Origin of the sequence: Streptomyces xanthophaeus (genome assembly GCF_000725805.1) — a bacterium.
GTDB lineage: Bacteria > Actinomycetota > Actinomycetes > Streptomycetales > Streptomycetaceae > Streptomyces > Streptomyces xanthophaeus.
Genome location: NZ_JOFT01000028.1, coordinates 199,305 through 222,605, shown reverse-complemented (window position 1 = coordinate 222,605; position 23,301 = coordinate 199,305). Strand labels below are relative to the sequence as shown.

Below are 23,301 nucleotides of genomic sequence, written 5' to 3'. Positions count from 1 at the left end.
GGCATTCATCATGACCCGGATGCGGATTCCATGTGAACGGCGCGGGGCGGGCATGTTAACCCGTGCGCTTTCGCATTCAGTCGACGCGTTGTTAACCCGCTGTTGTGCGCTCGTTGGGCCGATCACCGAAATTGCCCAATAGTTTCTGCCGCGTGCCAGAACGCAAGCGCGTAGCCGTACTCGCCGATTCCGATACGCGATGGAAATGGGGTGCACTCACCGCAGGCCGTCTCGTGCCCGGACACCAGCTCACCGGATACCTCCTGCGCGGCCGGGCCACCCCCACCGCGCGCCAGCTCGGGGAGGTGGGCGTCCGTGCCGACCGGCTGACCGAGGTGACCTGCGCGCAGTTCCTCGCCGAGATCGAGCGCGAGCGCTACGACGTGATCGTCCTCGCCCTCGTCGGCGGCGCCGTCCAGGCCGTCCTGCACGGGGCCCGCGCCCTGTGGCCCGCCCCGGCCGAGCGCCCCGTACTCGTCACCGGCTACGTGGGCGTCGTGTACGAGAAGCTCGCCGACGGGCTGCTGCTGCGCCACGGAGCCGACCTCGTCCTCGCCAACTCCCGGCACGACGCGGAGCGTTTCCGCGCCGTGTACGAGGGGGTGGGCGCGGACGCGGGCGCCGTCACCGAGACCGCGCTGCCCTTCCTCGGCGGGGCGCCGTACGAGCGGGCCGGGAGCCGTGTCCACACGGTGGTGTTCGCCGTGCAGCCCTCGGTGCCCGACAGCCGCGCGGACCGCACCTACCTGCTGGAGCGGGCCGCCGCGCACGCCAGGCTGCACCCGCAGCGGGAGGTGCTGATCAAGCTGCGGAGCAGGCCCGGGGAGCACACCACGCACCTGGAGGAGCAGCCGTACCAGCGGCTCGCGGCCAAGCTCCCGGGCGGTCTGCCGCCGAACTGCCGGCTGGTCTACGGGAACATGGGCGAGGTGCTCGACGGGACCGACCTGCTGGTCACCGTCTCGTCCACCGCCGCGCTGGAGTCCCTGCACCGGGGCGTCCCGACGGCCGTCCTCACCGACCTCGGCATCCGCGAGGCCCTCGGCAACCACCACTTCCTCGGCTCCGGCTGCCTCGCCTCCTGGGACCAGCTCGACGCCGGACTGCTGCCGCAGGGCGACCCGCACTGGCTGGCGGCCCAGGGCGTCCTGCCGGGCCCGGCGGCGCAGGCGTCCACCGCTGCCGGGCCGGGCGGGCCGGAGGCCGCCGAAGTCCTCCCGCACGACGCCTACGCCGCGGCCCGGGCGCGGGTCGCCGCCCTCACGGGTGCCCGGCGGCTGCCGCCCCCCGCGCCGTACTACACGCTCACCACCGCCCCCGGTTACCTGCCCGGCATCCTCGCCCGCCACCACCTGGCCCCCGACGGCACCCCGCTGCCCGGCGCCGCGCGCGCACCGGAGGCCGGCTCCCGGCTGCGCCGCAGGCTCCGCGCCCATCTGCGCGAGGCGGCCCGCGGGGCCTACCGGCACGGCGTCCAGCGGGTGGCCCCGGCGATCCGCAGGCTGGGGGAGCTGTGAGCCCCCGGGTGCTGGCCGTGGTCCCCGCGCGGGGCGGCTCCAAGGGGGTCCCCGGCAAGAACCTCGCCGAGGTCGCCGGGGTCCCGCTCGTCGCCCGCGCCGTCGGGGCCTGTCTGGCCGCGCCGACCGTCACGGACGTCGTGGTCTCCACCGACTCGGAGGCGATCGCGGCCGCGGCCGTCGCCGCCGGGGCCGACGTGACCGCCCGGCCCACCGCGATCTCCGGGGACACCGCCAGCAGCGAAGCCGCCGTGCTGCACGCGCTGGGCGCCTTCGAGGAACTGCACTCCGTCACCGTGGACGTGGTCCTCCTGGTCCAGTGCACCAGCCCCTTCCTCACCGCCTCCGACGTCGAGTCCGTCGCCGCCGCGGTGGCCTCCGGGGCCGCCGACTGCGCCCTCACCGTCGCCCCGTTCCACGGCTTCCTGTGGCGCCGGGACCCGGCCGGCGACGGCGACGGGACCGGGGTCAACCACGACCGCGCGCACCGGCCCCGCCGGCAGGACCGGCCGCAGGACCTGCTGGAGACCGGCGCCGCCTACGCCATGGACGCCGCCGGGTTCCGCACCGCCCGGCACCGCTTCTTCGGCCGCACCCTCCCCGTCGCCACCGACCCCGCGCGGGTCCTGGAGATCGACGACCCGCACGACCTGGCCCGGGCCCGGCTCCTCGCCCCGCTCTTCGAACCGGCCGGGCCACCGCCGCCACACCCCGACCCGAGCACCCCGTACCCCGCAGGCCCCACAGCCTCCACAGACCCCACGCACCTCCCGTACTCCCCGCGCCTCCCGCACCGAAGGACGTCACCTGCCATGACCGCCACCGCCGCCACCACCCCCACCGCCCACGCCCGCCAGCGGACCTTCGGCTCGCGCACCGCCGGACCCGGCCGGCCCGTCTACGTCGTCGGCGAGATCGGCATCAACCACAACGGCGACCTCGGCAACGCCTTCGCCCTCGTCGACGCCGCCGCCGAAGCGGGCTGCGACGCCGTGAAGTTCCAGAAGCGCACCCCGGAGATCTGCACCCCGCGCGACCAGTGGGACATCGAGCGCGACACCCCCTGGGGCCGGATGACCTACATCGACTACCGCCACAAGGTCGAGTTCGGCGAGGAGGAGTACCGCGCCATCGACGAGCACTGCGCCAAGCGCGGCATCGACTGGTTCGCCTCCCCGTGGGACACCGAGGCCGTCGCCTTCCTTGAGAAGTTCGACGTCCCCGCCCACAAGGTGGCCTCCGCCTCCCTCACCGACGACGAGCTGCTGCGCGCCCTGCGCGCCACCGGCCGCACCGTCGTGCTGTCCACCGGCATGTCCACCCCGCGCCAGATCCGGCACGCGGTGGAGGTCCTTGGCAGCGAGAACATCCTGCTCTGCCACGCCACTTCGACGTACCCGGCCAAGTCGGAGGAGCTCAACCTGCGGGTGATCAACACCCTCCAGGAGGAGTACCCGAACGTCCCGATCGGCTACTCCGGCCACGAGACGGGCCTGCAGACCACCCTCGCCGCCGTCGCCCTCGGCGCCACCTTCGTCGAGCGGCACATCACCCTCGACCGCGCGATGTGGGGCTCCGACCAGGCCGCCTCCGTGGAGCCCGGCGGCCTGGCCCGGCTGGTCCGCGACATCCGCACCATCGAGACCGCGCTCGGCGACGGCGTCAAGCGGGTCTACGCCTCCGAGCTCGGCCCCATGAAGAAGCTCCGCCGCTTCCAGGGCGAGCCGGTCGCCGTCTGACCCCCGTGGTCCGGCGCGTACGAGTCCCGCCCCCAGACGAGGAGTACCCGGTGACCCCAACAGCTCGCACCCTGGCGTTCGTCGAGAGTCCGGTCCAGCTCCTGAACGTGCTGGAGTGGGCCCATCTGCACCGGTTTGGCCCCGACGCCCCCGGACCGCTGCTGGACGGGGTCCCGCGCCAGCGCAAGACCCGCGCCGGCCGGCCGGGTGCCGGGCCTGTCTCCGGCCCGGAGGCAGGCCCGGAGACAGGCCCCGAGACAGGCCCGGAGACAGGCCAGGGGACGGGTCCGGCGGACGGCCTCCCGGACGCCGCGACGGCCGGCCTGCGGATCGTCGTCCTGCCCCCGACCGACCCGATGTCCCGGGGCCAGCTGCGCCGGATGGCGGGCCTGGCCCGCGACGAGGGCCACGAGGTGAGCTGGCAGGAGGCCCGCGGCGGCCGGCTCGCCCCGCTCAAGGCGCTCGCCGCGCTGGCCCGCGACGTCCGGGCGGCCCGCCGGGTCGTCATCGGCGACCCCTTCTCCCGCTACGTGCAGCTGCTGCTCACCCTCGTACGGGCCGAGGAACTCGTCGTGGTCGACGACGGGACCGCCACCATGGAGTTCGTCGCCCAGACCGCCCGCGGCGAACGCCTCGTGCGCTGGCACCGCGCCGGCGGCGGCGGACTGCCCGGCCGGGTGCGCGAACTGGCCTACGCCCCGGTGTCGGCGACCGCACGGCGCCGCTTCACCCCCGTGGCGGGCCGCGGCCGCCGGGTCGAGGTCTTCACCTCGATGCCCGTCACCGTCCACGGCGCGATGACGCTGCGGGTCAACGCCTTCGCCTGGACCCGCGAGCGCTTCGGGCCGCCGCTGCTGACCAAGGGCACCGACCTGGTCGGCACGTCGCTGGTGGAGACCGGGGTGGTGGACCCCGGCCGCTACCTGGACGCCGTGCGCGCCCTGACCAGGGAGCACGGCGCGACCCGCTACTTCGCGCACCGCCGGGAGTCCCCGGAGAAGCTGCGCGCCCTCAGCGAGGCCACCGGGCTGGAGATCGTCCGTCCGGACCTGCCGCTGGAACTGATCGCCCGCCGCGGCCCGGTCGGACGTACGGTCGTCAGCTTTCCGTCCACGGTCGTCCACACCCTGCCGTACGCCCTGACCGGTACCGGTGTGACGGTCGTCGCATGCGATGTCGACCCGTCCTGGCTCACCGCGTCCGCTTCCCCGCGGGCCCGCAGCTTCCTCGCCGGGGTCACCGAAACCGCCCGTGATGTGCACAGACTCCCCGCTCAGGCGGCTCCGGCGGCCGGATGAGCGTGCGAGTTTACCCGCGCGCCCGCCCCCTCATGCGTCCAGAGGCCGGGTTTTCTTCCCCTAACGGCATGAACTTTTCGTGATCTCCAGCCAGTTGACGGGCAGGTGCGCCTACCCTTCAACGGGTGAACCAGTTGATGTCCCGCGAGTCCCAGACCGCCCTGCCCGGCAAGCCCGACCGGCCCGAGCTGCCCGGCAAGCTTCCGGACCACCTGCGTGCCGAACTGATCGCCTTCCGCCGTGACTTGCACATGCACCCCGAACTCGGACACCAGGAGTTCCGCACCACGGCGGCGATCAAGGCCCGGCTGGAGAAAGCCGGCCTGCACCCACGGGTGCTGAAGTCCGGCACCGGCCTGATCTGTGACGTGGGGACGTGGGACGGCGTACGGCCGATGCTGGCCCTGCGCGCGGACATCGACGCCCTGCCCATCCCGGACGCCAAGACGCACGTCGCCTACCGCTCCACCGTCCCGGACCGCGCCCACGCCTGCGGCCACGACGTGCACACCGCCGTCGTCCTCGGCGCCGGCCTGGTGCTGGCCGAGCTGGACCGGCAGGGCCTGCTGCCCCGCCCCGTACGTCTGCTGTTCCAGCCCGCCGAGGAGGTGCTGCCGGGCGGGGCCACCGAGGCCATCGAGTCCGGGGTCCTGGACGGCGTGGGCAAGATGGTCGCCGTCCACTGCGACCCCCGCGTCGACGCCGGACGGATCGGACTGCGGGCCGGCCCCATCACCTCGGCCTGCGACCGGCTGGAGGTCACCCTGGCCGGTTCCGGCGGGCACACCGCGCGCCCGCACCTGACCACCGACCTGGTCACGGCCGCCGCCCGGGTGGCCGTAGACGTCCCGGCGCTGCTGGCCCGCCGGATGGACGCCCGTTCCGGGATGTCGGTCACCTGGGGGCGGATCGAGGCCGGGCACGCCTGCAACGTCATCCCCATGCACGCCGAGCTCTCGGGGACCGTGCGCTGCCTGGACCTGAACGCCTGGCACGAGGCCCCGGACATGATCCACGCGGCCATCGACGAGGTGGCGACGATGCACGGGGCGAAGTTCGAGATCAACCACGTGCGCGGGGTGCCGCCGGTGGTCAACGACCCCGTGGTCACCGAACTGCTCCGCGAGGCCATGGGCGCCCGGTGCGGCATCGATTCGGTCGAGGACACCGAGCAGAGCCTGGGCGGCGAGGACTTCTCCTGGTACCTGGAGCATGTCCCGGGCGCGATGGCCCGCCTTGGGGTCCGCACCCCCGGTGACACGGCCAAGCGCGACCTGCACCGCGGCGACTTCGACGTGGACGAGGACGCGATCGCCGTCGGCGTGGAGTTCTTCACGGCCGCCGCACTGCTCGACGGACGCCGCGCCAGGCCCGTCGGGTAAAGCGCAGTACAACATTCGACGATCCCTCGCCGGAGCTGTCCAGCCCTTGGTACACAAGGGCTGGGCACCGTGCAGTTACGAATCGGTCACTGTCCGGTTCGCGACGATCCGATAACGACTCATGAACGGGCCTTTAACTGACATCTACGCGCGTTACGATCGCCGCGAAACCAGCGCCGGTCGTGGCGCTTCGGTCAGGTTTTGAAGGAGCCTCCCCTTGCGCCGGATCACCAGGATCGCCACCGTGGGCATCGCGTCCGCGGCGCTGGCCCTCTCGGCCACCGCCTGTGGCGGTAAGAAGTCCTCGGACACCGAGTCCTCGAAGGAAGCCAGCGCCGCCATCGCGTACGACGTCGGTGGCCGCGGCGACCAGTCGTTCAACGACGCCGCCTACGCCGGCCTGCAGAAGGCCGACACCGAGCTGAAGGTCAAGGGCGCCGAAGCGGAGCCCACCGACGGCGAGGGCGAGGCCGACAAGGTCCAGCGCCTCACCGAGCTTGCCCGCAAGGGCAACAACCCGGTCATCGGCGTCGGCTTCGCCTACGCCCCGGCCATCAAGAAGGTCGCGCCGAAGTTCCCGGACACCACGTTCGGCATCATCGACGACACCTCGGTGACCGGCCCGAACATCGCCAACATGGTCTTCAACGAGGAGCAGGGCTCCTACCTGGCCGGCGTCGCCGCCGCCAAGGTGTCGAAGACCGGCACGGTCGGCTTCATCGGCGGCGTCGAGGTTCCGCTGATCAAGAAGTTCGAGGCGGGCTTCACCCAGGGCGTCAAGGACACCAACCCGAACGCCAAGGTGCTCTCCCAGTACCTGACGCAGCCCCCGAACTTCGACGGCTTCTCCAAGCCCGACCTCGGCAAGGCCGCTGCGCAGGGTCAGCTCGACCAGGGCGCCGACGTGGTCTACGCGGCCGCCGGTCTGGCCGGCTCGGGCGCCATCGAGGCCGCCTCCGCCAAGGGCAAGTGGGCCATCGGCGTCGACTCCGACCAGTACAACCAGGCCGGTCTGACGAAGTACAAGGACGCCATCCTGACCTCGGTCACCAAGGACGTCTCGGACTCCGTCTTCGACCTGATCAAGTCGGTCAAGGACGGCAAGCCGACCACCGGTGAGATCCGTTACGGCCTGGACAAGGACGGCGTCGGCCTGGCCGACTCCAACCCGAAGTACAAGGAGATGACCGACGTCATCGCCGCGGTGGACAAGGCCAAGGCCGACATCATCGCCAAGAAGATCACCGTCAAGACCGCGCCGTAAGGCCCGTCTGATGTAGTCGTGGTCTCCGGGGTCCGGGAAGCGGTCTCTGCCGCTCCCGGGCCCCGAGCCGTGTTCAATGGTGTCTCGTTGTGGCCAGTTGGCCGCAAGTTTTCACTTTCGACAGTGCTACGCGCGTAGAGGCAGGGTGGACGCGATACCGTCCTCCTCCCGCCCACCCGCCCGGCCGATTCCCGCCCTGTCCCTGCCCTGCCTCCAACTCCTTCCGCGCCAAGGAGAGTGCGTCATCAACGCGTCCAGCCCGCCCCCCGCCGTAGAACTGCACGGCATCACCAAGCGCTTCCCCGGCGTCGTCGCCAACAAAGACATCGCGATCACCGTCCGCAAGGGCACGGTCCATGCTCTGATCGGCGAGAACGGCGCCGGCAAGTCGACTCTGATGAAGATCCTCTACGGCATGCAGAAGCCGGACGAGGGCACCATCGCCATCGACGGGGAGCAGGTCTCCTTCACCAGCCCGGGCGACGCCATCTCCCGCGGCATCGGCATGGTGCACCAGCACTTCATGCTGGCCGACAACCTCACCGTCCTGGAGAACGTGGTTCTCGGCGGCGAGAAGCTCTACGGCATCGGCTCCAAGGCCCGTAGGAAGATCAAGGAGATCTCCGACGCCTACGGTCTCGGCGTGCGCCCCGACGCCCTGGTCGAGGACCTCGGCGTCGCCGACCGTCAGCGCGTGGAGATCCTCAAGGTCCTCTACCGCGGCGCGCAGATCCTCATCCTCGACGAGCCGACCGCCGTGCTCGTGCCGCAGGAGGTGGACGCGCTCTTCGACAACCTGCGGGAGCTCAAGGCCGAGGGCCTCACCGTCATCTTCATCTCGCACAAGCTGGGCGAGGTGCTGAAGGTCGCCGACGACATCACCGTCATCCGGCGCGGCACCACGGTGGGCACCGCCGACCCGAGGACCGCGACCACCAAGCAGCTCGCGGAGCTGATGGTCGGCTCCGAGCTGCCCTCGCCGGAGACCCGCGAGTCGACCGTGACCGACATCCCGATGCTGACGGTGTCGGACCTGACGGTCGCCGCGGACGACACCGTCCCCGTCGAGCCGGAGACCATGCGGCCCACGGTCGCGGCGGACGCCACCCTGGAGAAGGCCGAGGCCGGCCGCCTCCTGCTGGACGGCATCAGCTTCACCATCCACAAGGGCGAGATCCTCGGCATCGCCGGTGTCGAGGGCAACGGCCAGACCGAGCTGATCGAAGCCCTCATGGGCATGAGCTCCGCCGACGCGGGCGTGATCACCCTCGACGGCCTGGACATCACCAAGTCCTCGGTGCGCAAGCGCCGCGAGGGCGGCATCGGGTACATCCCCGAGGACCGTCACCGTCACGGCCTGCTGCTGGAATCCCCGCTGTGGGAGAACCGCATCCTCGGCCACGTCACCGAGGCCCCCAACTCCAAGCGCGGCATCCTCGACCCGAAGGCCGCCCGCAAGGACACCGAGCGGATCGTGCGCGAGTACGACGTCCGCACGCCCGGCATCGAGGTCACCGCGGCCTCGCTCTCCGGCGGCAACCAGCAGAAGCTGATCGTCGGCCGCGAGATGAGCCACAACCCGAAGTTCCTGATCGCCGCCCACCCCACCCGTGGTGTGGACGTCGGCGCGCAGGCGCAGATCTGGGACGCGATCCGCGAGGCCCGCCGCGACGGCCTGGCCGTGCTGCTGATCTCCGCGGACCTGGACGAGCTCATCGGCCTGTCCGACACCCTGCGCGTCATCTACCGCGGCCGCCTGGTCGCCGACGCCGACCCCGCGACCGTCAGCGCCGAGCAGCTCGGCACCGCCATGACGGGCGCCGCCTCCGGGCACCTTGAAGCCACCGACAACCACTCCGCCGACGGTACCGACGCCGGTGCCGGCTCCACGGAGGACGAGGCCCGATGAAGAAAATCGACAAGGACCGGCTGCTCCTCGGCCTTGCCGGGCCCGTGCTCGCGCTGGTCACCGCCTTCCTGCTGACGGTGGTCGTCCTGGCCGCCACGGGCATCGACCCGGTCGAGCCGCTGCGCCTGATGGTGGAGAACGCCAGCTACGAGGACGTCCAGGTCCTCATCGTGAACCAGGCGGGCACGTTCTACCTGGCAGCCCTGGCCGTGGCCATCGGCTTCCGGATGAACCTCTTCAACATCGGCGTCGACGGCCAGTACCGCCTCGCGGCGATGCTCTCCGCCGTGGTCGGTGCGGCCGTGACCCTGCCGGGTCCGCTGCACCTGCTGCTGATCATCCTCGTGGCGATGCTCGTCGGTGCCTTCTGGTCCGGCATCGCCGGTGTCCTGAAGGCCAAGCGCGGAGTCAGCGAGGTCGTCTCCACGATCATGCTGAACGCCATCGCGACCAGCCTGATCGCCTGGCTGATCCTGACGAAGAACCTCGGCGTCCAGCTGGAGGGCTCCAACGACCTGACCACCGGCGACATCGCCGAGTCGGGCTGGTTCCCGGCCGTGGCCATCGGTGACGGCCTGGAGATCTACGGCTTCACCTTCGTGGCCTTCGCCCTCGGCATCGTCTACTGGTTCGCCCTCAACCGCACCCGCTTCGGCTTCGACCTGCGCGCCACCGGCGCCAGTGAGACCGCGGCCCAGGCCTCGGGCGTCGACGCCAAGAAGATGATCATCACCGCGATGCTCATCTCCGGCGCCGTGGCCGGCCTCGCGGGCATGCCGCAGCTGCTGGGCGAGACCCACACGTACAACCTGGCCTTCCCGACCGGTGTCGGTTTCACCGGCATCACCATCGCGCTGCTCGGCCGCAACAGCCCGGTCGGCATCTTCTTCGCCGCGTTCCTGATGGCCTTCATCGACAAGGCCTCGGCCTCGCTCGACACGGCCGGGTACGCGAAGGAGATCGGCACGATCATGAAGGGCCTGATCGTCATCGCGGTCGTCGTCTCGTACGAACTCGTCCGCCGCTACGGCATCCGGCGCCAGCAGCAGAAGGTCGGCGAGGAGCTCGCCGCCGGGCACGCCATCAAGACCGACAAGGAGGTCGCGGCGTGAGCACCAGCACTGTCTCCGCGACGGCTGCCGCCCCGAAGAAGTCCGGCGGCCGCAAGAAGCTCACCCTGCCCTGGATCATGCTGATCATCGCGGGCGGCCTCGCGCTGGTCTCGCTGGTCCGCCTGATCAGCGGCGCCGACGACCTGACCTCGGTCGGCCAGGTCTCCGGCGCCCTCTCGCTCGCCGTGCCGATCGGCCTTGCCGGCCTCGGCGGTCTGTGGGCCGAGCGCGCGGGCGTCGTCAACATCGGCCTCGAAGGCATGATGATCCTCGGCACCTGGTTCGGTGCCTGGGCCGGTTACCAGTGGGGTCCGTGGACCGGCGTCATGGCCGGCATCATCGGCGGCGCCATCGGCGGTCTGCTCCACGCGATCATCACGATCACCTTCAACGTGAACCACATCGTCTCCGGTGTGGCCATCAACATCCTGGCGCTGGGCTTCACCCAGTACCTGTCGAACTTCACCTTCGCCGAGGCCCCGGGCGGCTCCTCCAAGCAGTCGCCGCAGGTGGAGCCGATCTACAAGATCACGGTGCCAGGGCTGTCCGACTGGATGTCCGACCTCCAGGGCAAGCACTGGTTCTTCGTCTCGGACCTGGCGGGCGTCATCGGCGGCCTGGTCACCGAGCTGTCGCTGCTGACCGTCGTCGCCCTGCTGCTGATCCCGGGCACCTGGTGGGTGCTGTGGCGGACCACCTTCGGCCTGCGGCTGCGCTCCTGCGGTGAGAACCCCACCGCGGCGGAGTCCCTCGGCGTCAACGTCTACAAGTACAAGTACATCGCCGTGATCGTCTCGGGCGCCCTGGCCGGTCTCGGCGGCGCGTTCCTGTCGATCGTCGCCAGCCCCATCTACCAGGAGGGCCAGACCGGCGGCCGCGGTTACATCGGTCTCGCCGCGATGATCTTCGGTAACTGGATGCCGGGCGGCATGGCGCTGGGCGCGGGCCTGTTCGGCTTCATCGACAGCCTCAAGCTGCGCGGTGGCGCCACCAACGTGCACGCGCTGCTGCTGCTGATCGCGATCCTGCTGGTGCTCGTCTGCGCCTGGCAGCTGTACAAGAAGAAGTACCTCCAGGCGGGCATCTCGGCCGCCTGCGCCGTACTGCTCTTCCTCTGGTACGCCCTCACCGACTCGGTGCCCAGCCAGTTCGTGGACGCGGCCCCGTACGTGACCACCCTGCTCGTGCTCGCCCTGTCGGCGCAGCGCCTGCGGATGCCCAAGGCGGACGGCATGCCGTACCGCAAGGGCCAGGGCAAGTGACGAGCCCGGTACCGGCTCCCGCCGTGGACTGGGAAGCCCTGCGGACGGCCGCCCGGGACGCGATGTCCCACGCGTACGCGCCGTACTCGGGCTTCCCGGTCGGGGTGGCCGCCCGTGTGGACGACGGGCGGGTCGTGACCGGCTGCAACGTCGAGAACGCGAGCTACGGTCTGGGCCTGTGCGCGGAGTGCGGACTGGTCTCCTCGCTCCAGGCCACGGGCGGCGGCCGGCTCACGCACTTCACGTGCGTGGACGGCAAGGGCGAGATCCTCGTCCCCTGCGGTCGCTGCCGCCAGCTGCTGTTCGAGTTCGGCGGGCCGGAACTGCTGGTGGAGACCCCGGACGGGATCCTGCCGCTGGCGGCCATGCTGCCCCAGGCCTTCGGGCCCGACCACCTGAGATAGCCGTGCCGACGGCCCTCCGCCCCCTGCCGGGCGGAGGGCCGTCGCAATTCAACCCCTCTCTCTATGCGCGTAGAAGGAAGCACTTCATGGACGTCATCTCCGTCATCCGGACCAAGCGGGACCGCGGCGAGCTGAGCCCCGAGCAGATCGACTGGGTCATCGACGCGTACACCCGCGGTGTCGTCGCCGACGAGCAGATGTCGGCGCTGGCGATGGCCATCCTGCTGAACGGGATGAACCGGGCCGAGATCGCCCGCTGGACCGCCGCGATGATCGCGTCCGGCGAGCGCATGAACTTCGACTCCCTCTCCCGCCCGACCGCCGACAAGCACTCCACCGGCGGCGTCGGCGACAAGATCACCCTCCCGCTGGCCCCGCTCGTCGCCGCGTGCGGCGCGGCCGTCCCGCAGCTGTCGGGCCGCGGCCTCGGCCACACCGGCGGAACCCTCGACAAGCTGGAGTCCATCCCCGGCTGGCGCGCCCTGCTCTCCAACGAGGAGATGCTGCACGTACTGGACACCACCGGCGCCGTCATCTGCGCCGCGGGCGACGGCCTGGCCCCGGCGGACAAGAAGCTCTACGCCCTGCGCGACGTGACGGGCACGGTCGAGGCCATCCCGCTCATCGCCTCCTCGATCATGTCCAAGAAGATCGCCGAGGGCACGGGCTCCCTGGTCCTCGACGTCAAGGTCGGCACCGGCGCCTTCATGAAGAACATCGAGGACGCCCGCGAGCTGGCCTCCACGATGGTCGGCCTGGGCACCGACCACGGGGTGAAGACGGTCGCGCTCCTCACCGACATGTCCACCCCGCTCGGCCTCACGGCGGGCAACGCGCTGGAGATCCGCGAGTCCGTCGAGGTCCTGGCCGGCGGCGGCCCCTCGGACGTCGTCGAACTGACCCTGGCCCTGGCCCGGGAGATGCTCGACGCGGCCGGCATCAAGGACGCCGACCCGGCGAAGGCCCTCGCCGACGGCTCCGCCATGGACGTCTGGCGCCGGATGATCGCCGCGCAGGGCGGCGACCCGGACGCGGCGCTCCCGGTCGCGCGCGAGCAGCACGTGGTCACCGCCTCCGCCTCGGGCGTCCTGACCCGCCTCGACGCGTACGCGGTGGGCGTCGGCGCCTGGCGCCTCGGCGCGGGCCGCGCCCGCAAGGAGGACCCGGTCCAGGCGGGCGCGGGCATCGAGCTGCACGCGAAGCCCGGCGACACGGTGACCGCGGGCCAGCCGCTGATGACCCTGCACACGGACACCCCGGAGAAGTTCGAGTACGCCCTCGCCTCGCTGGAGGGCTCCTACGACGTCGCCCCGGCCGGCACGGCCCACTCCGCCACGCCGATCGTGCTGGACCGCATCGCCTGACCTGCGCTTTCTCATTCGAGTGAACGGGACCGGTGGACCCTTGCCGGTCCCGTTCGGCATGCTGGGATCGGTGACGGACTGATAGGAGCACACCATGAGCGCACTCGCAGTCGAGCACCAGCCCCCGAGCGGTGACGACTGGGATTCGGTCGTCCGTCTCTGGGAGGAGATGGAATGGCCGGAGGGCTGCAAGGTGGAGATCATCGAGGGGATCGTCACCGTGGCACCACCGCCCGTCAACAACCACAACTTGATCGCGGAGTCGGTGCAGCGCCGCCTGTACACGGTGGTCCCCGACGACTGGGGTATCCACCAGACCCTCAACGTGGCCGTCCCGAGCCGCAGCGGGCTCTACATCCCGGACCTCGTGGTGGTACCGAGCGAGGCGATCCCCACGGGGGAGAACTTCGTTCCGGCAGGAGCCGCCGAGCTGGTCGTCGAGATCACCTCGAAGTCGAACGCCGTCAACGACCGCGTTTCCAAGCTCAAGGGATACGCCGCGGCGGGCATCCCCCTCTACCTGCTGATCGACCCGCACGCGACGGGCAGCCCCACCATCCACCTGTACGGAGAGCCCAGCGACGGCAAGTACCGCCTGCTGCACGCGGGCAAGTTCGGCGAGGCCGTCCACCTTCCCGAGCCGTTCGACCTGACCCTCGACACCTTCGGGTATCCCCGCCCGTAAGCGGGTACCGCCCGCCGATGAGTTCCGGGCGGCGGGGGAGTCACCCCCTCGTGGAGATCCAACGACTCGTGCTGCCCGGGCCCGCCGCGACCGCGCAGGACGCCGCGCGGCTGTGTGCCCGGCTGGCCCGGCTCTACGAGGACGGGGCCGGCGCCGTGGTGTGCGACGCCGGAGCGCTCACCGCGCCGGACCTCACCGCCGTGGAGGTCCTCGCCCGGCTGCGGCTGACCGCCCGCGGGCGCGGCGCCTTCACCGTCAGCGGGGCCTCCCCGCCCTTACGCGCCCTGCTGCACCTCGTAGGTCTCGTCGAGCTCCTCGGGGAGGCCGAAGAGCGGGAACCAGCGGTCGGTGTCCAGGAAGGCGTTGAGCCCGACGATCTTGCCGTCTGAGAGCTCCAGCACCTGGAGGGCCCACGGCACGTGCCCCGGCTTCCCGTCCTCGCGCGGCCGGTACTGGCCGAAGGCGGGCAGGCCGTTCGCGGTCGTCGGGACCAGACGGGATCCCTTGCAGCCGATGCCCTGGTTCAGGTGCCAGGCCGCGATGTCCGCGTGACCCTGCAGCCACAGGTCGTACGGCGGCATCGACAGCACCGCGTCCTCGTGCAGGAGCGTGGTGAGCCGCGAGATGTCGTACGCCTCGAAGGCCGCGAGGTACTGCTCCAGCAGCCTGGCCTGCTCCGCGTCCAGCGGGTCCACCGGATCGCTGTCGCGCAGGGCCTGCCCCGCGAGCGTCGCCCGCGCCCGCTGGAGCGCGCTGTTCACCGAGGCCACCGTGGTGTCCAGGAGCTGCGCGACCTCGTCGGCCTTCCAGGCCAGCACCTCGCGCAGGATCAGCACGGCCCGCTGCTTGGCCGGCAGGTGCTGCAGGGCCGCCACGAACGCCAGGCGCACGGACTCCTTCGCCAGCGCCATCTCCGCCGGGTCGGCGGTCTGCGGGAGCACCCGCCCGTCCGGGACCGGCTCCAGCCAGGTCACCTCGGGCCGCTGGCTCAGCACCGCCGAGGCCTGGTGCTGCGGCGCGGTCAGGTCCATCGGACGGGCCCGCTTGTTGCCGGCGCTCAGCAGGTCGAGGCAGACGTTCGTGGCGATCCGGTAGAGCCACGAGCGCAGCGAGGAGCGCCCCTCGAACTTCTCGTGCGCGCGCCAGGCCCGGATGTACGTGTCCTGCACCGCGTCCTCGGCGTCGAAGGAGGAGCCGAGCATCCGGTAGCAGTAGCCGGTGAGCTCGACGCGGTAGCGGTCCATCGCCGCGTCCAGGTCCAGCGGTGTCGTCGCGAGCTCGCCCATGGCTGCCGTTCCCCCAGATAGGTCCGATACCCCGGAAACTACCGGAGGGGTACGACAACGGCAGCCGGAAGCGCGCGGAGCCCCTACGTACCGGGCTTGCGGCCGTAGACGAACACGTCGTCGCCCTTGCCGAGGAGGTTCCAGTACGCCTTGGCGTCGGCGGGCCGCATGTTCACGCAGCCGCCGGACCCGGGCGGGTTCCACATGCTCTTGGGGGTGGAGTGGAAGGCGATGCCCCCGTCGAAGAACTGCGAGTACGGCATCGCGACGTCGTAGATCGTCGACCAGTGGTCGATGCTGCGGTAGTAGATCTTCTTCGGGCCGGTCCGGGTCTCGGTGCCGTCCTTCCCGGTGCGCACGGGGACCGGACCGTACCTGAGCGTGGCGCCGTCCTGGATCCAGGACAGCTGCCGGGTCAGGTCGACGCAGGCGATCCGCCCCAGGTTCACCGGGCACTTCCCGTCCCGGTTCGGGGTGGTCCCGGCCGCCCGCTGGGCCAGCATCGTGCTCATGGTGCGCCAGGTCAGCGGTCCGGCGTAGCCCTGGGTCGGGGTGATTCCGTGGGCCGCCTGGAAGGACCTGATCGCGGTGCAGTCCGCCGCCGACTGCTTGCCGTCCACCGGCCGTCCCAGGAACTGTTCGACCTGCCGCTGGTGCGGGCCGGTGGTGAGGTTGCAGGAGGCGGCCTGCGCGCTGCCGCCCCCGGCCACCACCAGCGGTACGGCGAGTGCCACCGCCCCGCAGAACACCGTCGCCGCCCGCCGCCCGGCGCGCACCCGAATCGATCCCATCCGGTCCTCCCCTGCCCGCACCGCTCGCGCGGTGGCCGCCTCCTCAGGGTTCAATGCCCGGAAAAGGGGCGGGAATTACCTGTGCCCCAGGCGTAGATTCCGTCAGCGCGCAGCGGCCGCCCGCCGCGCCACCGGGAGCTGGCGGACCCGCTCGGCCCGCGCCGCGCGGGACCCGTACAGCGTGATCGACACGACGCCGAGCACGGCCAGCAGCGCGATCCCCACCGTGGCCGCCCACCCCGCCGAGTGGTAGGCGAGGGCGCCCAGGGTGCCGCCCGCACTGGAGCCGAGGTAGTACGCCGACTGGTACAGCGCGGACGCCTGCGCCCGGCCCGTCTGCGCCGTACGGCTCACCGCGGCCGAGGCCACCGCGTGCCCCGCGAAGAAGCCCGCCGTGATCAGCACCAGCCCGAGCAGGATCAGTGCCAGGGAGTCCGACAGCGAGAGCAGCAGCCCCAGCGCGGTGGTGGTCACGGCCAGGTAGAGCGCCCCGCGCCGCCCGGCGCGGGCCACCAGCCGGCCCGCGGCCGCCGAGGAGACCGTGCCGACCAGGTAGATCAGGAAGATGGAGCCGATCACGCCCTGCCCGAGGGAGAAGGGCTCGTCCACCAGCCGGTAGCCGATGACGGTGTACACGGCGCCGAAGACGGTCATGAACAGCGCGCCGATCCCGTACAGCCGCAGCAGCAGCGGATCGCGCAGGTGACCGGCGACGGTACGGCCCACCGCGCGCGGGCTCAGCGAGGCCGGCCGGAAGAACCGGGCCCGGGGCAGCAGCACCAGGAAGGCCACCGCGCAGGCCAGGGACAGCAGACCGACGGACAGCAGGCCCATCCGCCAGCCGCCCAGCTGCGCCGCCCAGCCGGTGACGAGGCGGCCGCTCATGCCGCCGATGGAGTTGCCCGCGACGAACAGGCCGATCGCACCGACCAGTGCCTTCGGCTTGACCTCCTCCGCCAGGTACGCCATCGCGGAGGCCGGGATCCCGGCGATCGCCGCGCCCTGGACGGCGCGCAGCGCCACCAGCCACTCCAGGTTCGGGGCGAAGGGCACCAGCAGGCCCACGCCCACGGCCAGCACCATCGACCAGGTCATCATCCGGGTCCGGCCGAAGCGTTCGGACAGCGCGCTGAGCGGCAGCACGAACAGGGCGAGGGCGCCGGTGGCCGCGGACACGGTCCAGCTGGCCTGACCCGCCGTCACCCCGAAGCCCGCGGAGATCGCAGGGAGCAGGGCCTGGGTGGAGTAGAGGAGGGCGAAGGTCGCGAGACCGGCGGCGAAGAGGGCGAGGCTCATCCGGCGGTAGCCGGGGCGGCCGGGCTCCCGGCGCTCGGGCGCGGAGCCCTCGGAGGCCGGGCCCTTGGGTACGGGGCCCTGGGCGGCCGGGGCGGCCGGGGCGGGGAACAACGAGGTGGAGGCACCCGGGATGACGGGTGCCCCGGTATGAGCGGGAGGCATACGTCGACGGTAGGCCCGCCTTTTTGATGCGTCCAATGCATGGATTCGCCATAATCGATCCACTCGTGCATCACCACAGCTCAGGGCGGCGTATGTCAATGAACCGTTACGAAGAAGACATGGCCGTGACATCCCTGCTGGCCCCCCGCCTCGCGTACTTCGCGGCCGTGGCCCGGCACGAGCACGTCACCCGCGCCGCGCAGGAACTGGGCATCCCGCAGTCCACGCTCTCCCGGGCGATCGTCCGCCTCGAACAGGACCTGGGCGTCACGCTGTTCGCCCGCAAGGGCCGCACCGTGGTCCTCACCACCGCCGGCCGGACCTTCCTCGCCTCCACCGAGCAGGCCCTGGACGGGATCGCCCGCGCCGCCGGGTCCGTGCAGCAGGACGCCGACCCGGCCTCCGGCAAGGTGGCCTTCGGCTTCCTGCACACCCTGGGCTCCGAGACCGTACCCGGCCTGATCCGCGCCTTCCGCGCCGACCACCCGCGCATCCGCTTCTCCCTCGTCCAGAACTACGGCGAGGCCATGCTGGAGCGGCTGCGCGCCGGGGAGCTCGACCTCTGCCTGACCTCGCCGCTGCCGGTCGCCCCCGACCTGGTGGCCCGCCGCCTCGACGAGCAGCGGCTGCGCCTGGTCGTCCCCGACGACCACCGGCTCGCCGGACGCAAGCGCATCCGCCTCGCCGAGGCCGCCGAGGAAACCTTCGTCACCCTCGAACCCGGTTACGGCCTGCGCCGCATCACCGACGACCTGTGCTCCGAGGCCGGGTTCACGCCCCGCGTCGCCTTCGAGGGCGAGGAGGCCGAGACCCTGCGCGGCCTGGTCGCCGCCGGTCTGGGCGTGGCCCTGCTGCCGCCCCCGGCCGTGGCCCGGCCCGGCGTGGTCGAGCTGACCGTCACCGCCCCGCGGGCGGTCCGCGAGATCGGCGTCGCCTGGCTCGACGGCCATCCCGACACCCCGCCGGTCGCGGAGTTCAAGCGCTTCCTGCTCTCCCGCCGGGGCCGCCTCATCCCTGAACTGGAGGCTTCCTAGCGGGAGTCCGCCGCCCGTAATCCAGTGGTCCGTCCGCGTCCGGACCGGGAGGATCACGGGGTACGCAGGCCGGAGGGGGAGCAGTTCTTGGACGTGTTCGTGTGCGCCGGGTGCGGTGCGGAGCTGACGGCGCCGGTCTCCCGGGTCGCCCTTCCCGTCCACACCCACTACGGGGCCTGGGAGGAACTGCACCCCCCGCTGATGGAACCGGCGACGTACGCCGTCGACCCCGAACCCTGGGGCCCGCCCTGGCGGTTGTGGGACGAGGCGGGGGAGGCCGGAGCGGCCCGCCGGGGCGTGTACGCGCCGGTGTACTCGGTGTCCTTCGCCGCGCGGGGCAGGATCGTCATCGCCCCGGGCGACTCCCGGGGCACGGCCCTGATCCCGGAGAAGTGCGCGGGCTACTGCCAGGGCCTCGACGGACGCGACGGCCCCAACCTGGCGTGCGAGGGGTGCGGGCGGGCGGTGGCGACCCGGATGGACGACTGCGGGCTCTGGCAGGCGGTGTGGCTGGAGCCCGGCGCGGTGCGCCGCGTCCCCGGCGGCCTTCCCGCGGAACCGCCCCCCGGCTGGGACGACCTGCTGAAGGAGCCGTACGCCGTCCCGCCCGTCGAACCGGACGGGTCCTGGAGCCGCCGCTGGGAGGCGGCGGTCGCGGTGGCCCTCGCGCACCTGGTGGTGGCGGCGGACGCCGCACCCGTGACCCTCCCCGACGGCCCCGTCGCCGAACTGCTGGGCCGAGCGGTCTCCGCGGCCCTCCCCTCCGTCCACTCCTGCGGCCTCCCGGCCCGTTCCGTAGGTCTGGCCGGCCCGGGAATCGGCGTACCCCGGCCCGCCCCCGACATCCTCCTCGTCCCCCGCCACCCGGTGACCGGGCAGCCGTGGCGGCCGCCGTCCGGCGAAGCGGCCCTCGTCCCGCTGGACACCGGGGTCTGGGCCCACCTCGCCCTCCCCGGGGAGACCTCGCCCCTGCCGGTGTCCGGCACGCTGCCGGAGGGGGTCCTGCGGGACGAATACCCCCTGCCGCGGTACCCGGCGTACGGGTTCCGGCCCCACCACGGGGCGTTCGGCGCCACACTGGCACGCCTCCCCGAGGTCCGCCGCCCGCGGCTGCGCGCGTACTACGACGAGCGCCGCGCGCCGTAAGAGACGACCTAGGCGGAATCCGGCTCCGGCGGAGCCGGCGCGGCCGGTACGGCGGGTGCGGCCGGCGGCGCGGCCAGCAGGAACCCCGCCTGGAAGCGGGACTTGGCGCCGACCGCCCGCATGATCTCCGCGATGTGGCGCTGGCAGGTCCGCTCCGACATGCCGAGCCGGCGTGCGATGACCTTGTCCTCCAGCCCCTCCGACAGCAGCCGCACGATCGTCTGCCGCAGCTCGTCCGAGATCGACCGGGCCGCCTCCGGGCTCACCGTCGTCGGGAACGGCTCGGCCCCCACCCACGACCGCTCGAAGGCCGCCGTCATGAAGTGCACGACGTTCGGCTCCCGCACCACGAGCGCCGCACCGCTGCGGTCCGGGACCGCCATCAGCCCCGTGTGCTGGTCGAAGATGAGCATCCGCATCAGCCCGTCGCCCAGCGTCCGCACCTGCGCGCCCAGCGCCGTCACCCGCTCCACGTACGCGGCCGTCGGGCGCGAGTACCGCGCCGTGTGCTGGTAGATGGTCCGCATCCGGACTCCGCGCGAGAGCAGCGTCTCGTCCCGCCCGATCGACTCCTCCAGCGTCTCCAGCGGCCGGCCCCCGCCCGGCTGCGAGGTCAGCAGTTCCTGCCCGCAGGAGGCGACCAGCTCCGCGATCAGCGCCCGTACCGCCCCGAGGTCGGTGACCAGCTCCAGGCGGCCCGACCCGCTCAGGTCCCGGTGGGCCGTGCCCGCCTCGTACGCGGGCACCAGCGTCTCCAGCCGTCCCCGCAGCCGGTCCATCTCCTCGTGGGTCTCCCGTACGAGCAGCGCGAGCGGGGCAAGGGCCCGGGCGGCCGCCGCCCGCGGTGCCACGGCGCTCCACTGGTCCGGCCCGCCGCCCGGGGCGCGCTGGAGCAGGTGGGCGGCCGCCAGTTCGGTGATGGCGGCGGCCGCGCGCACGCCCAGGGCCCCGGTGGCCTCGGCGGTGGTGAAGGCGTGCCGCTCGACGGCGTACGCGTACAGGCGTCGGGCCGCCGGACTCAGTTCCTCTGCTTCATCGGCAGGCATATGCGTATTCGTCCCGGCCTGTGTCCGTTTATAAACCCCTCGTGTTCCCGCAAGGCGGCAAGACGACGCCTGACCGGACGGTATCCGCATATGCCGAAGAGGCACAGTGGCACCACGGCGTGAGGGGGGAGCGCGGTATGGGGCAGCGGACAGCCGGACCGGAGCGGGGGCCGGTGGCCGTCCTGCTGAGCCCACGACCCGCTGCGCTGGCGGCCGCCCGCCGTGCGGGCGCGCACACCGTGGTGGTCGCGCCGGGCCCACCCGTGCCATCCGACCGTGAGGGGGCGGAGCGGCGGGTACGGGTGGACTGGCGCGACCACCGCCGCCTCGTCGAGGTCCTCGGCCGGCTGGAGGAGGTCCGCGACGGCCGCGCCGCCGTCTTCGGCCTCTCCGCGGCCGCTGCCCTGTCCGCGGCCCGCGCCAACGAGGCACTGGGCCTGCCCGGCACCCCCGTCGACGCCGTCACCGCCCTCATGGACAAGGCCGCGCTGCGCGCCCGCACCAACGCCGCCCTGCACCCCGGCCGGCCCGTCTCCTTCGCCCGCTGCGGACGGGCCTCCCTGATCCCCTTCCTGGCCGGCCTCATCGGCTACCCCTGCGTCGTCAAGCCCCGCGCGGGCTCCGACGGGGAGGGAGTGCGCCTGGTGCGCGACGCGGCTGAGGCCCGGCGCGCCGTCCGCGACTACCCCGAGGTCACCGACCTGCTCGTCGAGGAGAAGCTCGAAGGTCCCGAACTCGCCGTGGCGGCCCTCTCCGAGGACGGCCGCCACCGGATCCTCGGCTGGGCCCGCCGGCTCACCGGCCCCGGCCTCACCGCGACCGGGCACGAACTCCCGGTGGCCCTGGACCCCGCGACCGCCGCGGCCGTACGGGCCCTCGTCCGCGGGGTCCTCGACCTCTCGGGGCACCGCGACGGCCCCTCCCACACCGAGGTCGTCCTCACCTCCCGCGGCCCCCGCCTCGTGGAGGCGCACGCCCGCCCCGGCGGCGACGAGGTCGTACGGCTGCTCCGGCTCGCCCACGGCACCGACGTGCTCGCGCTGGCCCTCGCCGCCGGGCTCGGCCTGCCCGCACCGGCGCGGGTCCCGCGCGCCGCGCACGCCGGGCTGCGCTACGTGGACTTCGCGCCCGGCCGCCGCCTCGAAGGGGTCCGGCCCGGGCTCGCCGCGGCGCGCGCCGTGCCGGGCGTCGTACGGGTGCAGCTCCAGGTGCCGCTGGACGCCACCGTCAGCCGGGCCCCGTCGGGCGCGCTGCACCACGCGTACGTACTGGCGACGGGGCGCACGCCCGGCTCCCTGGCCCGCACCCTGGACCGGGCCGCGGGCCTGCTGGGGCAGGGGCCGCCGGGGCTGCGGACGCGTCAGCCGGAGACCGGCTTCGCGTAGCGCCCGTAGCCGGTCCAGTCCAGGACGACGCAGGGCTCGTCGCCCAGCACCCAGGCATCGTGCCCGGGGGCGACCTGGATGAAGTCGCCGGTGCCGATCTCCAGGCTGTCCCCGTCGTCCATGACGATCTTCATGCGGCCGCTCACGACGTAACCCGTGTGGGCGGACTCGCAGCTCTCCGTACCGGCGATCGGCTTGATGTGCTCGGACCACTTCCAGCCGGGCTCGAAGACCCCGCGTCCGACGGCCCCGCCGTCGGTCTCCACCAGGTCGAGCCGGCCCTTGCCGCCGCCGAACGGACGGGTCTCGTCCGCCTTGTCGAAGTTCTTGGACACCAGGCCGGCCATGGTCATCGCCTCCGTGGGAGAGCGCCCGAGTCCTCGCACTTTTCACTCTACGCGCGGGCCCCCGGGCGCTGCCCGTCACCGCCGGGGCGAGCGCCCGAAGCCCGAGGCCAGCGGCATCCGCAGGCCCAGCGGCGGCGGAGCCGCGAGGGCGTCGGTCACCGGCCGCGAGTACGCGCCCGTGAACACCGCCCCCAGGACGAAGTCCACCCCCAGCGCGACCACCTCGGCCTGGTGCTCCCGCAGTCCGTGCCCGTCGGAATGCACCTCGAAGCGGCAGGTGGAGCGGTTGGCCTTCTTCGCCCTCGCCGCGAGGAGGAAGGATTCCTCCGGGTCGCTCCTCGCGTCGTTCGTGCCGTGCACGATCAGGACCTGGCGCCCCGACAGCTGTTTCACCGGTTCAGGGGACGGCGCGCGGGCCGCTGCGCCTAAACAAGGGGCCAGCGCCAGAACCGAGTTGACGGCTTCGTGGCCGGCGGCCCGCAGCGCGGCCCGGCCCCCGGCTCCGTATCCGGCCAGGCACACCGGCACGTCGCCGTAGCGCCGCACCGCCTTGGTCACCGCCCAGGCCGCCTGGTCCTCGCGGGGGGCGTCCCCGCCGTGCACCACGGAGTGCGTGACCAGCCCCTGCGCCCCGCCGGCCCGGGCCAGGGCCCGCGCGAGCGGGCGCACGGGGCCGGGCGAGAATCTGGACGTCCCGGGGAGCAGGAGGACCACACCACTGACTGTCGACTCCGAGCCGATCGCTCCGGCCGCCCGCCCCAGGCGGGCCCCGCGCGACGGCGGCGCATGCTGTGCCATGGCGGAACAGTCTCAGACCCGGACGTGTACGCCATCCGTCCGCGCGGTCACTGTTACATAACCAGGGCCGCCAC

Annotated in this window: 21 protein-coding genes and 1 pseudogene; 16 read left to right on the top strand and 6 right to left on the bottom strand. The window is 72.5% G+C overall.

Features of this window, described 5'->3' with window-relative positions:
* The first annotated feature begins 152 nt into the window (after positions 1–152).
* The 13 genes and pseudogenes from IO30_RS0119185 to IO30_RS43640 all read left to right on the top strand — a co-directional run bounded on the left by IO30_RS0119185 (position 153) and on the right by IO30_RS43640 (position 14,325).
* Positions 153–1,517 (top strand): DUF6716 putative glycosyltransferase, encoded by a 1,365-nt coding sequence (locus IO30_RS0119185; protein ID WP_031144665.1) that lies wholly within the window; start codon positions 153–155, stop codon positions 1,515–1,517.
* Positions 1,514–1,888: pseudogene (locus tag IO30_RS47035) on the top strand (acylneuraminate cytidylyltransferase family protein); the annotation flags it as partial. The gene IO30_RS0119185 and the pseudogene IO30_RS47035, both read left to right, overlap by 4 nt.
* A 441-nt stretch (positions 1,889–2,329) precedes the next feature.
* Positions 2,330–3,256, top strand: a complete 927-nt coding sequence (locus tag IO30_RS47030; protein WP_031144663.1) for an N-acetylneuraminate synthase family protein — start codon at positions 2,330–2,332, stop codon at positions 3,254–3,256.
* Positions 3,257–3,306: 50 nt separating this feature from the next.
* On the top strand, positions 3,307–4,554 hold the full coding sequence (locus tag IO30_RS0119175; protein WP_031144661.1) for a hypothetical protein: 1,248 nt from the start codon (positions 3,307–3,309) through the stop codon (positions 4,552–4,554).
* A gap of 137 nt (positions 4,555–4,691) precedes the next feature.
* Positions 4,692–5,936, top strand: a complete 1,245-nt coding sequence (locus IO30_RS0119170) for an amidohydrolase (protein WP_031144660.1) — start codon at positions 4,692–4,694, stop codon at positions 5,934–5,936.
* A 217-nt stretch (positions 5,937–6,153) separates the two neighbouring features.
* Positions 6,154–7,200 carry a BMP family lipoprotein gene (locus IO30_RS0119165; protein WP_031144658.1) on the top strand — a complete coding sequence of 349 codons (1,047 nt, stop codon included), beginning with the start codon at positions 6,154–6,156 and terminating at the stop codon, positions 7,198–7,200.
* 154 nt (positions 7,201–7,354) lie between these two features.
* Positions 7,355–9,109, top strand: a complete 1,755-nt coding sequence (locus tag IO30_RS0119160; protein WP_373316538.1) for an ABC transporter ATP-binding protein — start codon at positions 7,355–7,357, stop codon at positions 9,107–9,109.
* A complete protein-coding gene (locus IO30_RS0119155; RefSeq protein ID WP_031144654.1) occupies positions 9,106–10,221 on the top strand; it encodes an ABC transporter permease in 1,116 nt (371 codons plus the stop codon). The genes IO30_RS0119160 and IO30_RS0119155 overlap by 4 nt, the downstream gene beginning before the upstream one ends.
* Positions 10,218–11,483 (top strand): ABC transporter permease, encoded by a 1,266-nt coding sequence (locus IO30_RS0119150; RefSeq protein WP_031144653.1) that lies wholly within the window; start codon positions 10,218–10,220, stop codon positions 11,481–11,483. The genes IO30_RS0119155 and IO30_RS0119150 overlap by 4 nt, the downstream gene beginning before the upstream one ends.
* Positions 11,480–11,887 carry a cytidine deaminase gene (locus IO30_RS0119145; RefSeq protein ID WP_031144652.1) on the top strand — a complete coding sequence of 136 codons (408 nt, stop codon included), beginning with the start codon at positions 11,480–11,482 and terminating at the stop codon, positions 11,885–11,887. Before IO30_RS0119150 ends, IO30_RS0119145 begins: the two co-directional genes overlap by 4 nt.
* An 86-nt stretch (positions 11,888–11,973) precedes the next feature.
* Positions 11,974–13,251 (top strand): thymidine phosphorylase, encoded by a 1,278-nt coding sequence (locus tag IO30_RS0119140; RefSeq protein ID WP_031144650.1) that lies wholly within the window; start codon positions 11,974–11,976, stop codon positions 13,249–13,251.
* 94 nt (positions 13,252–13,345) lie between these two features.
* Complete coding sequence (locus tag IO30_RS0119135) at positions 13,346–13,936, top strand: Uma2 family endonuclease (protein WP_031144648.1); 591 nt, start codon at positions 13,346–13,348, stop codon at positions 13,934–13,936.
* A 50-nt stretch (positions 13,937–13,986) separates the two neighbouring features.
* Positions 13,987–14,325, top strand: a complete 339-nt coding sequence (locus IO30_RS43640) for an STAS domain-containing protein (RefSeq protein ID WP_237403426.1) — start codon at positions 13,987–13,989, stop codon at positions 14,323–14,325.
* On the opposite strand, the gene IO30_RS0119130 is transcribed toward IO30_RS43640, so the two are convergent.
* The 3 genes from IO30_RS0119130 to IO30_RS0119120 all read right to left on the bottom strand — a co-directional run bounded on the left by IO30_RS0119130 (position 14,212) and on the right by IO30_RS0119120 (position 17,471).
* Positions 14,212–15,222 carry a sigma-70 family RNA polymerase sigma factor gene (locus IO30_RS0119130; RefSeq protein ID WP_031144647.1) on the bottom strand — a complete coding sequence of 337 codons (1,011 nt, stop codon included), beginning with the start codon at positions 15,220–15,222 and terminating at the stop codon, positions 14,212–14,214. The genes IO30_RS43640 and IO30_RS0119130 overlap by 114 nt on opposite strands.
* Before the next feature lie 83 nt (positions 15,223–15,305).
* The gene (locus IO30_RS0119125) at positions 15,306–16,013 is read right to left on the bottom strand and encodes a L,D-transpeptidase family protein (protein ID WP_031144646.1); all 708 of its coding nucleotides are present in this window, start codon (positions 16,011–16,013) and stop codon (positions 15,306–15,308) included.
* A 102-nt stretch (positions 16,014–16,115) separates the two neighbouring features.
* Positions 16,116–17,471 carry an MFS transporter gene (locus tag IO30_RS0119120; protein WP_031144643.1) on the bottom strand — a complete coding sequence of 452 codons (1,356 nt, stop codon included), beginning with the start codon at positions 17,469–17,471 and terminating at the stop codon, positions 16,116–16,118.
* A gap of 98 nt (positions 17,472–17,569) precedes the next feature.
* On the opposite strand from IO30_RS0119120, the gene IO30_RS0119115 reads away from it, so the two are divergent.
* Both IO30_RS0119115 and IO30_RS0119110 read left to right on the top strand, forming a co-directional pair.
* On the top strand, positions 17,570–18,505 hold the full coding sequence (locus IO30_RS0119115; RefSeq protein ID WP_037894465.1) for a LysR family transcriptional regulator: 936 nt from the start codon (positions 17,570–17,572) through the stop codon (positions 18,503–18,505).
* Between the two features lie 87 nt (positions 18,506–18,592).
* Positions 18,593–19,651: a hypothetical protein gene (locus tag IO30_RS0119110; RefSeq protein ID WP_031144639.1), complete on the top strand. Its 1,059-nt coding sequence runs from the start codon at positions 18,593–18,595 to the stop codon at positions 19,649–19,651.
* A gap of 8 nt (positions 19,652–19,659) precedes the next feature.
* Here the strand turns inward: IO30_RS0119110 and IO30_RS0119105 are convergent, their stop codons facing one another.
* Positions 19,660–20,697 (bottom strand): helix-turn-helix transcriptional regulator, encoded by a 1,038-nt coding sequence (locus IO30_RS0119105; RefSeq protein WP_037894463.1) that lies wholly within the window; start codon positions 20,695–20,697, stop codon positions 19,660–19,662.
* A 137-nt stretch (positions 20,698–20,834) separates the two neighbouring features.
* On the opposite strand from IO30_RS0119105, the gene IO30_RS42055 reads away from it, so the two are divergent.
* Positions 20,835–22,082: an ATP-grasp domain-containing protein gene (locus tag IO30_RS42055; RefSeq protein WP_078903680.1), complete on the top strand. Its 1,248-nt coding sequence runs from the start codon at positions 20,835–20,837 to the stop codon at positions 22,080–22,082.
* Here the strand turns inward: IO30_RS42055 and IO30_RS0119095 are convergent.
* Both IO30_RS0119095 and IO30_RS0119090 read right to left on the bottom strand, forming a co-directional pair.
* A complete protein-coding gene (locus IO30_RS0119095) occupies positions 22,058–22,429 on the bottom strand; it encodes a cupin domain-containing protein (RefSeq protein WP_031144634.1) in 372 nt (123 codons plus the stop codon). The two genes, IO30_RS42055 and IO30_RS0119095, sit on opposite strands and share 25 nt — an antisense overlap.
* A gap of 75 nt (positions 22,430–22,504) precedes the next feature.
* Positions 22,505–23,227: an alpha/beta hydrolase gene (locus IO30_RS0119090; RefSeq protein ID WP_031144633.1), complete on the bottom strand. Its 723-nt coding sequence runs from the start codon at positions 23,225–23,227 to the stop codon at positions 22,505–22,507.
* Positions 23,228–23,301 lie beyond the last annotated feature (74 nt).

What these genes read in the sequence shown, in the direction of transcription:
- IO30_RS47030 (WP_031144663.1), top strand. Translation starts at nt 2,330, where the DNA reads ATGACCGCCACCGCCGCCACCACCCCCACCGCCCACGCCCGCCAGCGG.
- IO30_RS0119170 (WP_031144660.1), top strand. Translation starts at nt 4,692, where the DNA reads ATGTCCCGCGAGTCCCAGACCGCCCTGCCCGGCAAGCCCGACCGGCCC.
- IO30_RS0119155 (WP_031144654.1), top strand. Translation starts at nt 9,106, where the DNA reads ATGAAGAAAATCGACAAGGACCGGCTGCTCCTCGGCCTTGCCGGGCCC.
- IO30_RS0119140 (WP_031144650.1), top strand. Translation starts at nt 11,974, where the DNA reads ATGGACGTCATCTCCGTCATCCGGACCAAGCGGGACCGCGGCGAGCTG.
- IO30_RS0119135 (WP_031144648.1), top strand. Translation starts at nt 13,346, where the DNA reads ATGAGCGCACTCGCAGTCGAGCACCAGCCCCCGAGCGGTGACGACTGG.
- IO30_RS0119130 (WP_031144647.1), bottom strand. Translation starts at nt 15,222, where the DNA reads ATGGGCGAGCTCGCGACGACACCGCTGGACCTGGACGCGGCGATGGAC.
- IO30_RS0119125 (WP_031144646.1), bottom strand. Translation starts at nt 16,013, where the DNA reads ATGGGATCGATTCGGGTGCGCGCCGGGCGGCGGGCGGCGACGGTGTTC.
- IO30_RS0119120 (WP_031144643.1), bottom strand. Translation starts at nt 17,471, where the DNA reads ATGCCTCCCGCTCATACCGGGGCACCCGTCATCCCGGGTGCCTCCACC.
- IO30_RS0119115 (WP_037894465.1), top strand. Translation starts at nt 17,570, where the DNA reads ATGAACCGTTACGAAGAAGACATGGCCGTGACATCCCTGCTGGCCCCC.
- IO30_RS0119105 (WP_037894463.1), bottom strand. Translation starts at nt 20,697, where the DNA reads ATGCCTGCCGATGAAGCAGAGGAACTGAGTCCGGCGGCCCGACGCCTG.
- IO30_RS42055 (WP_078903680.1), top strand. Translation starts at nt 20,835, where the DNA reads ATGGGGCAGCGGACAGCCGGACCGGAGCGGGGGCCGGTGGCCGTCCTG.
- IO30_RS0119095 (WP_031144634.1), bottom strand. Translation starts at nt 22,429, where the DNA reads ATGGCCGGCCTGGTGTCCAAGAACTTCGACAAGGCGGACGAGACCCGT.
- IO30_RS0119090 (WP_031144633.1), bottom strand. Translation starts at nt 23,227, where the DNA reads ATGGCACAGCATGCGCCGCCGTCGCGCGGGGCCCGCCTGGGGCGGGCG.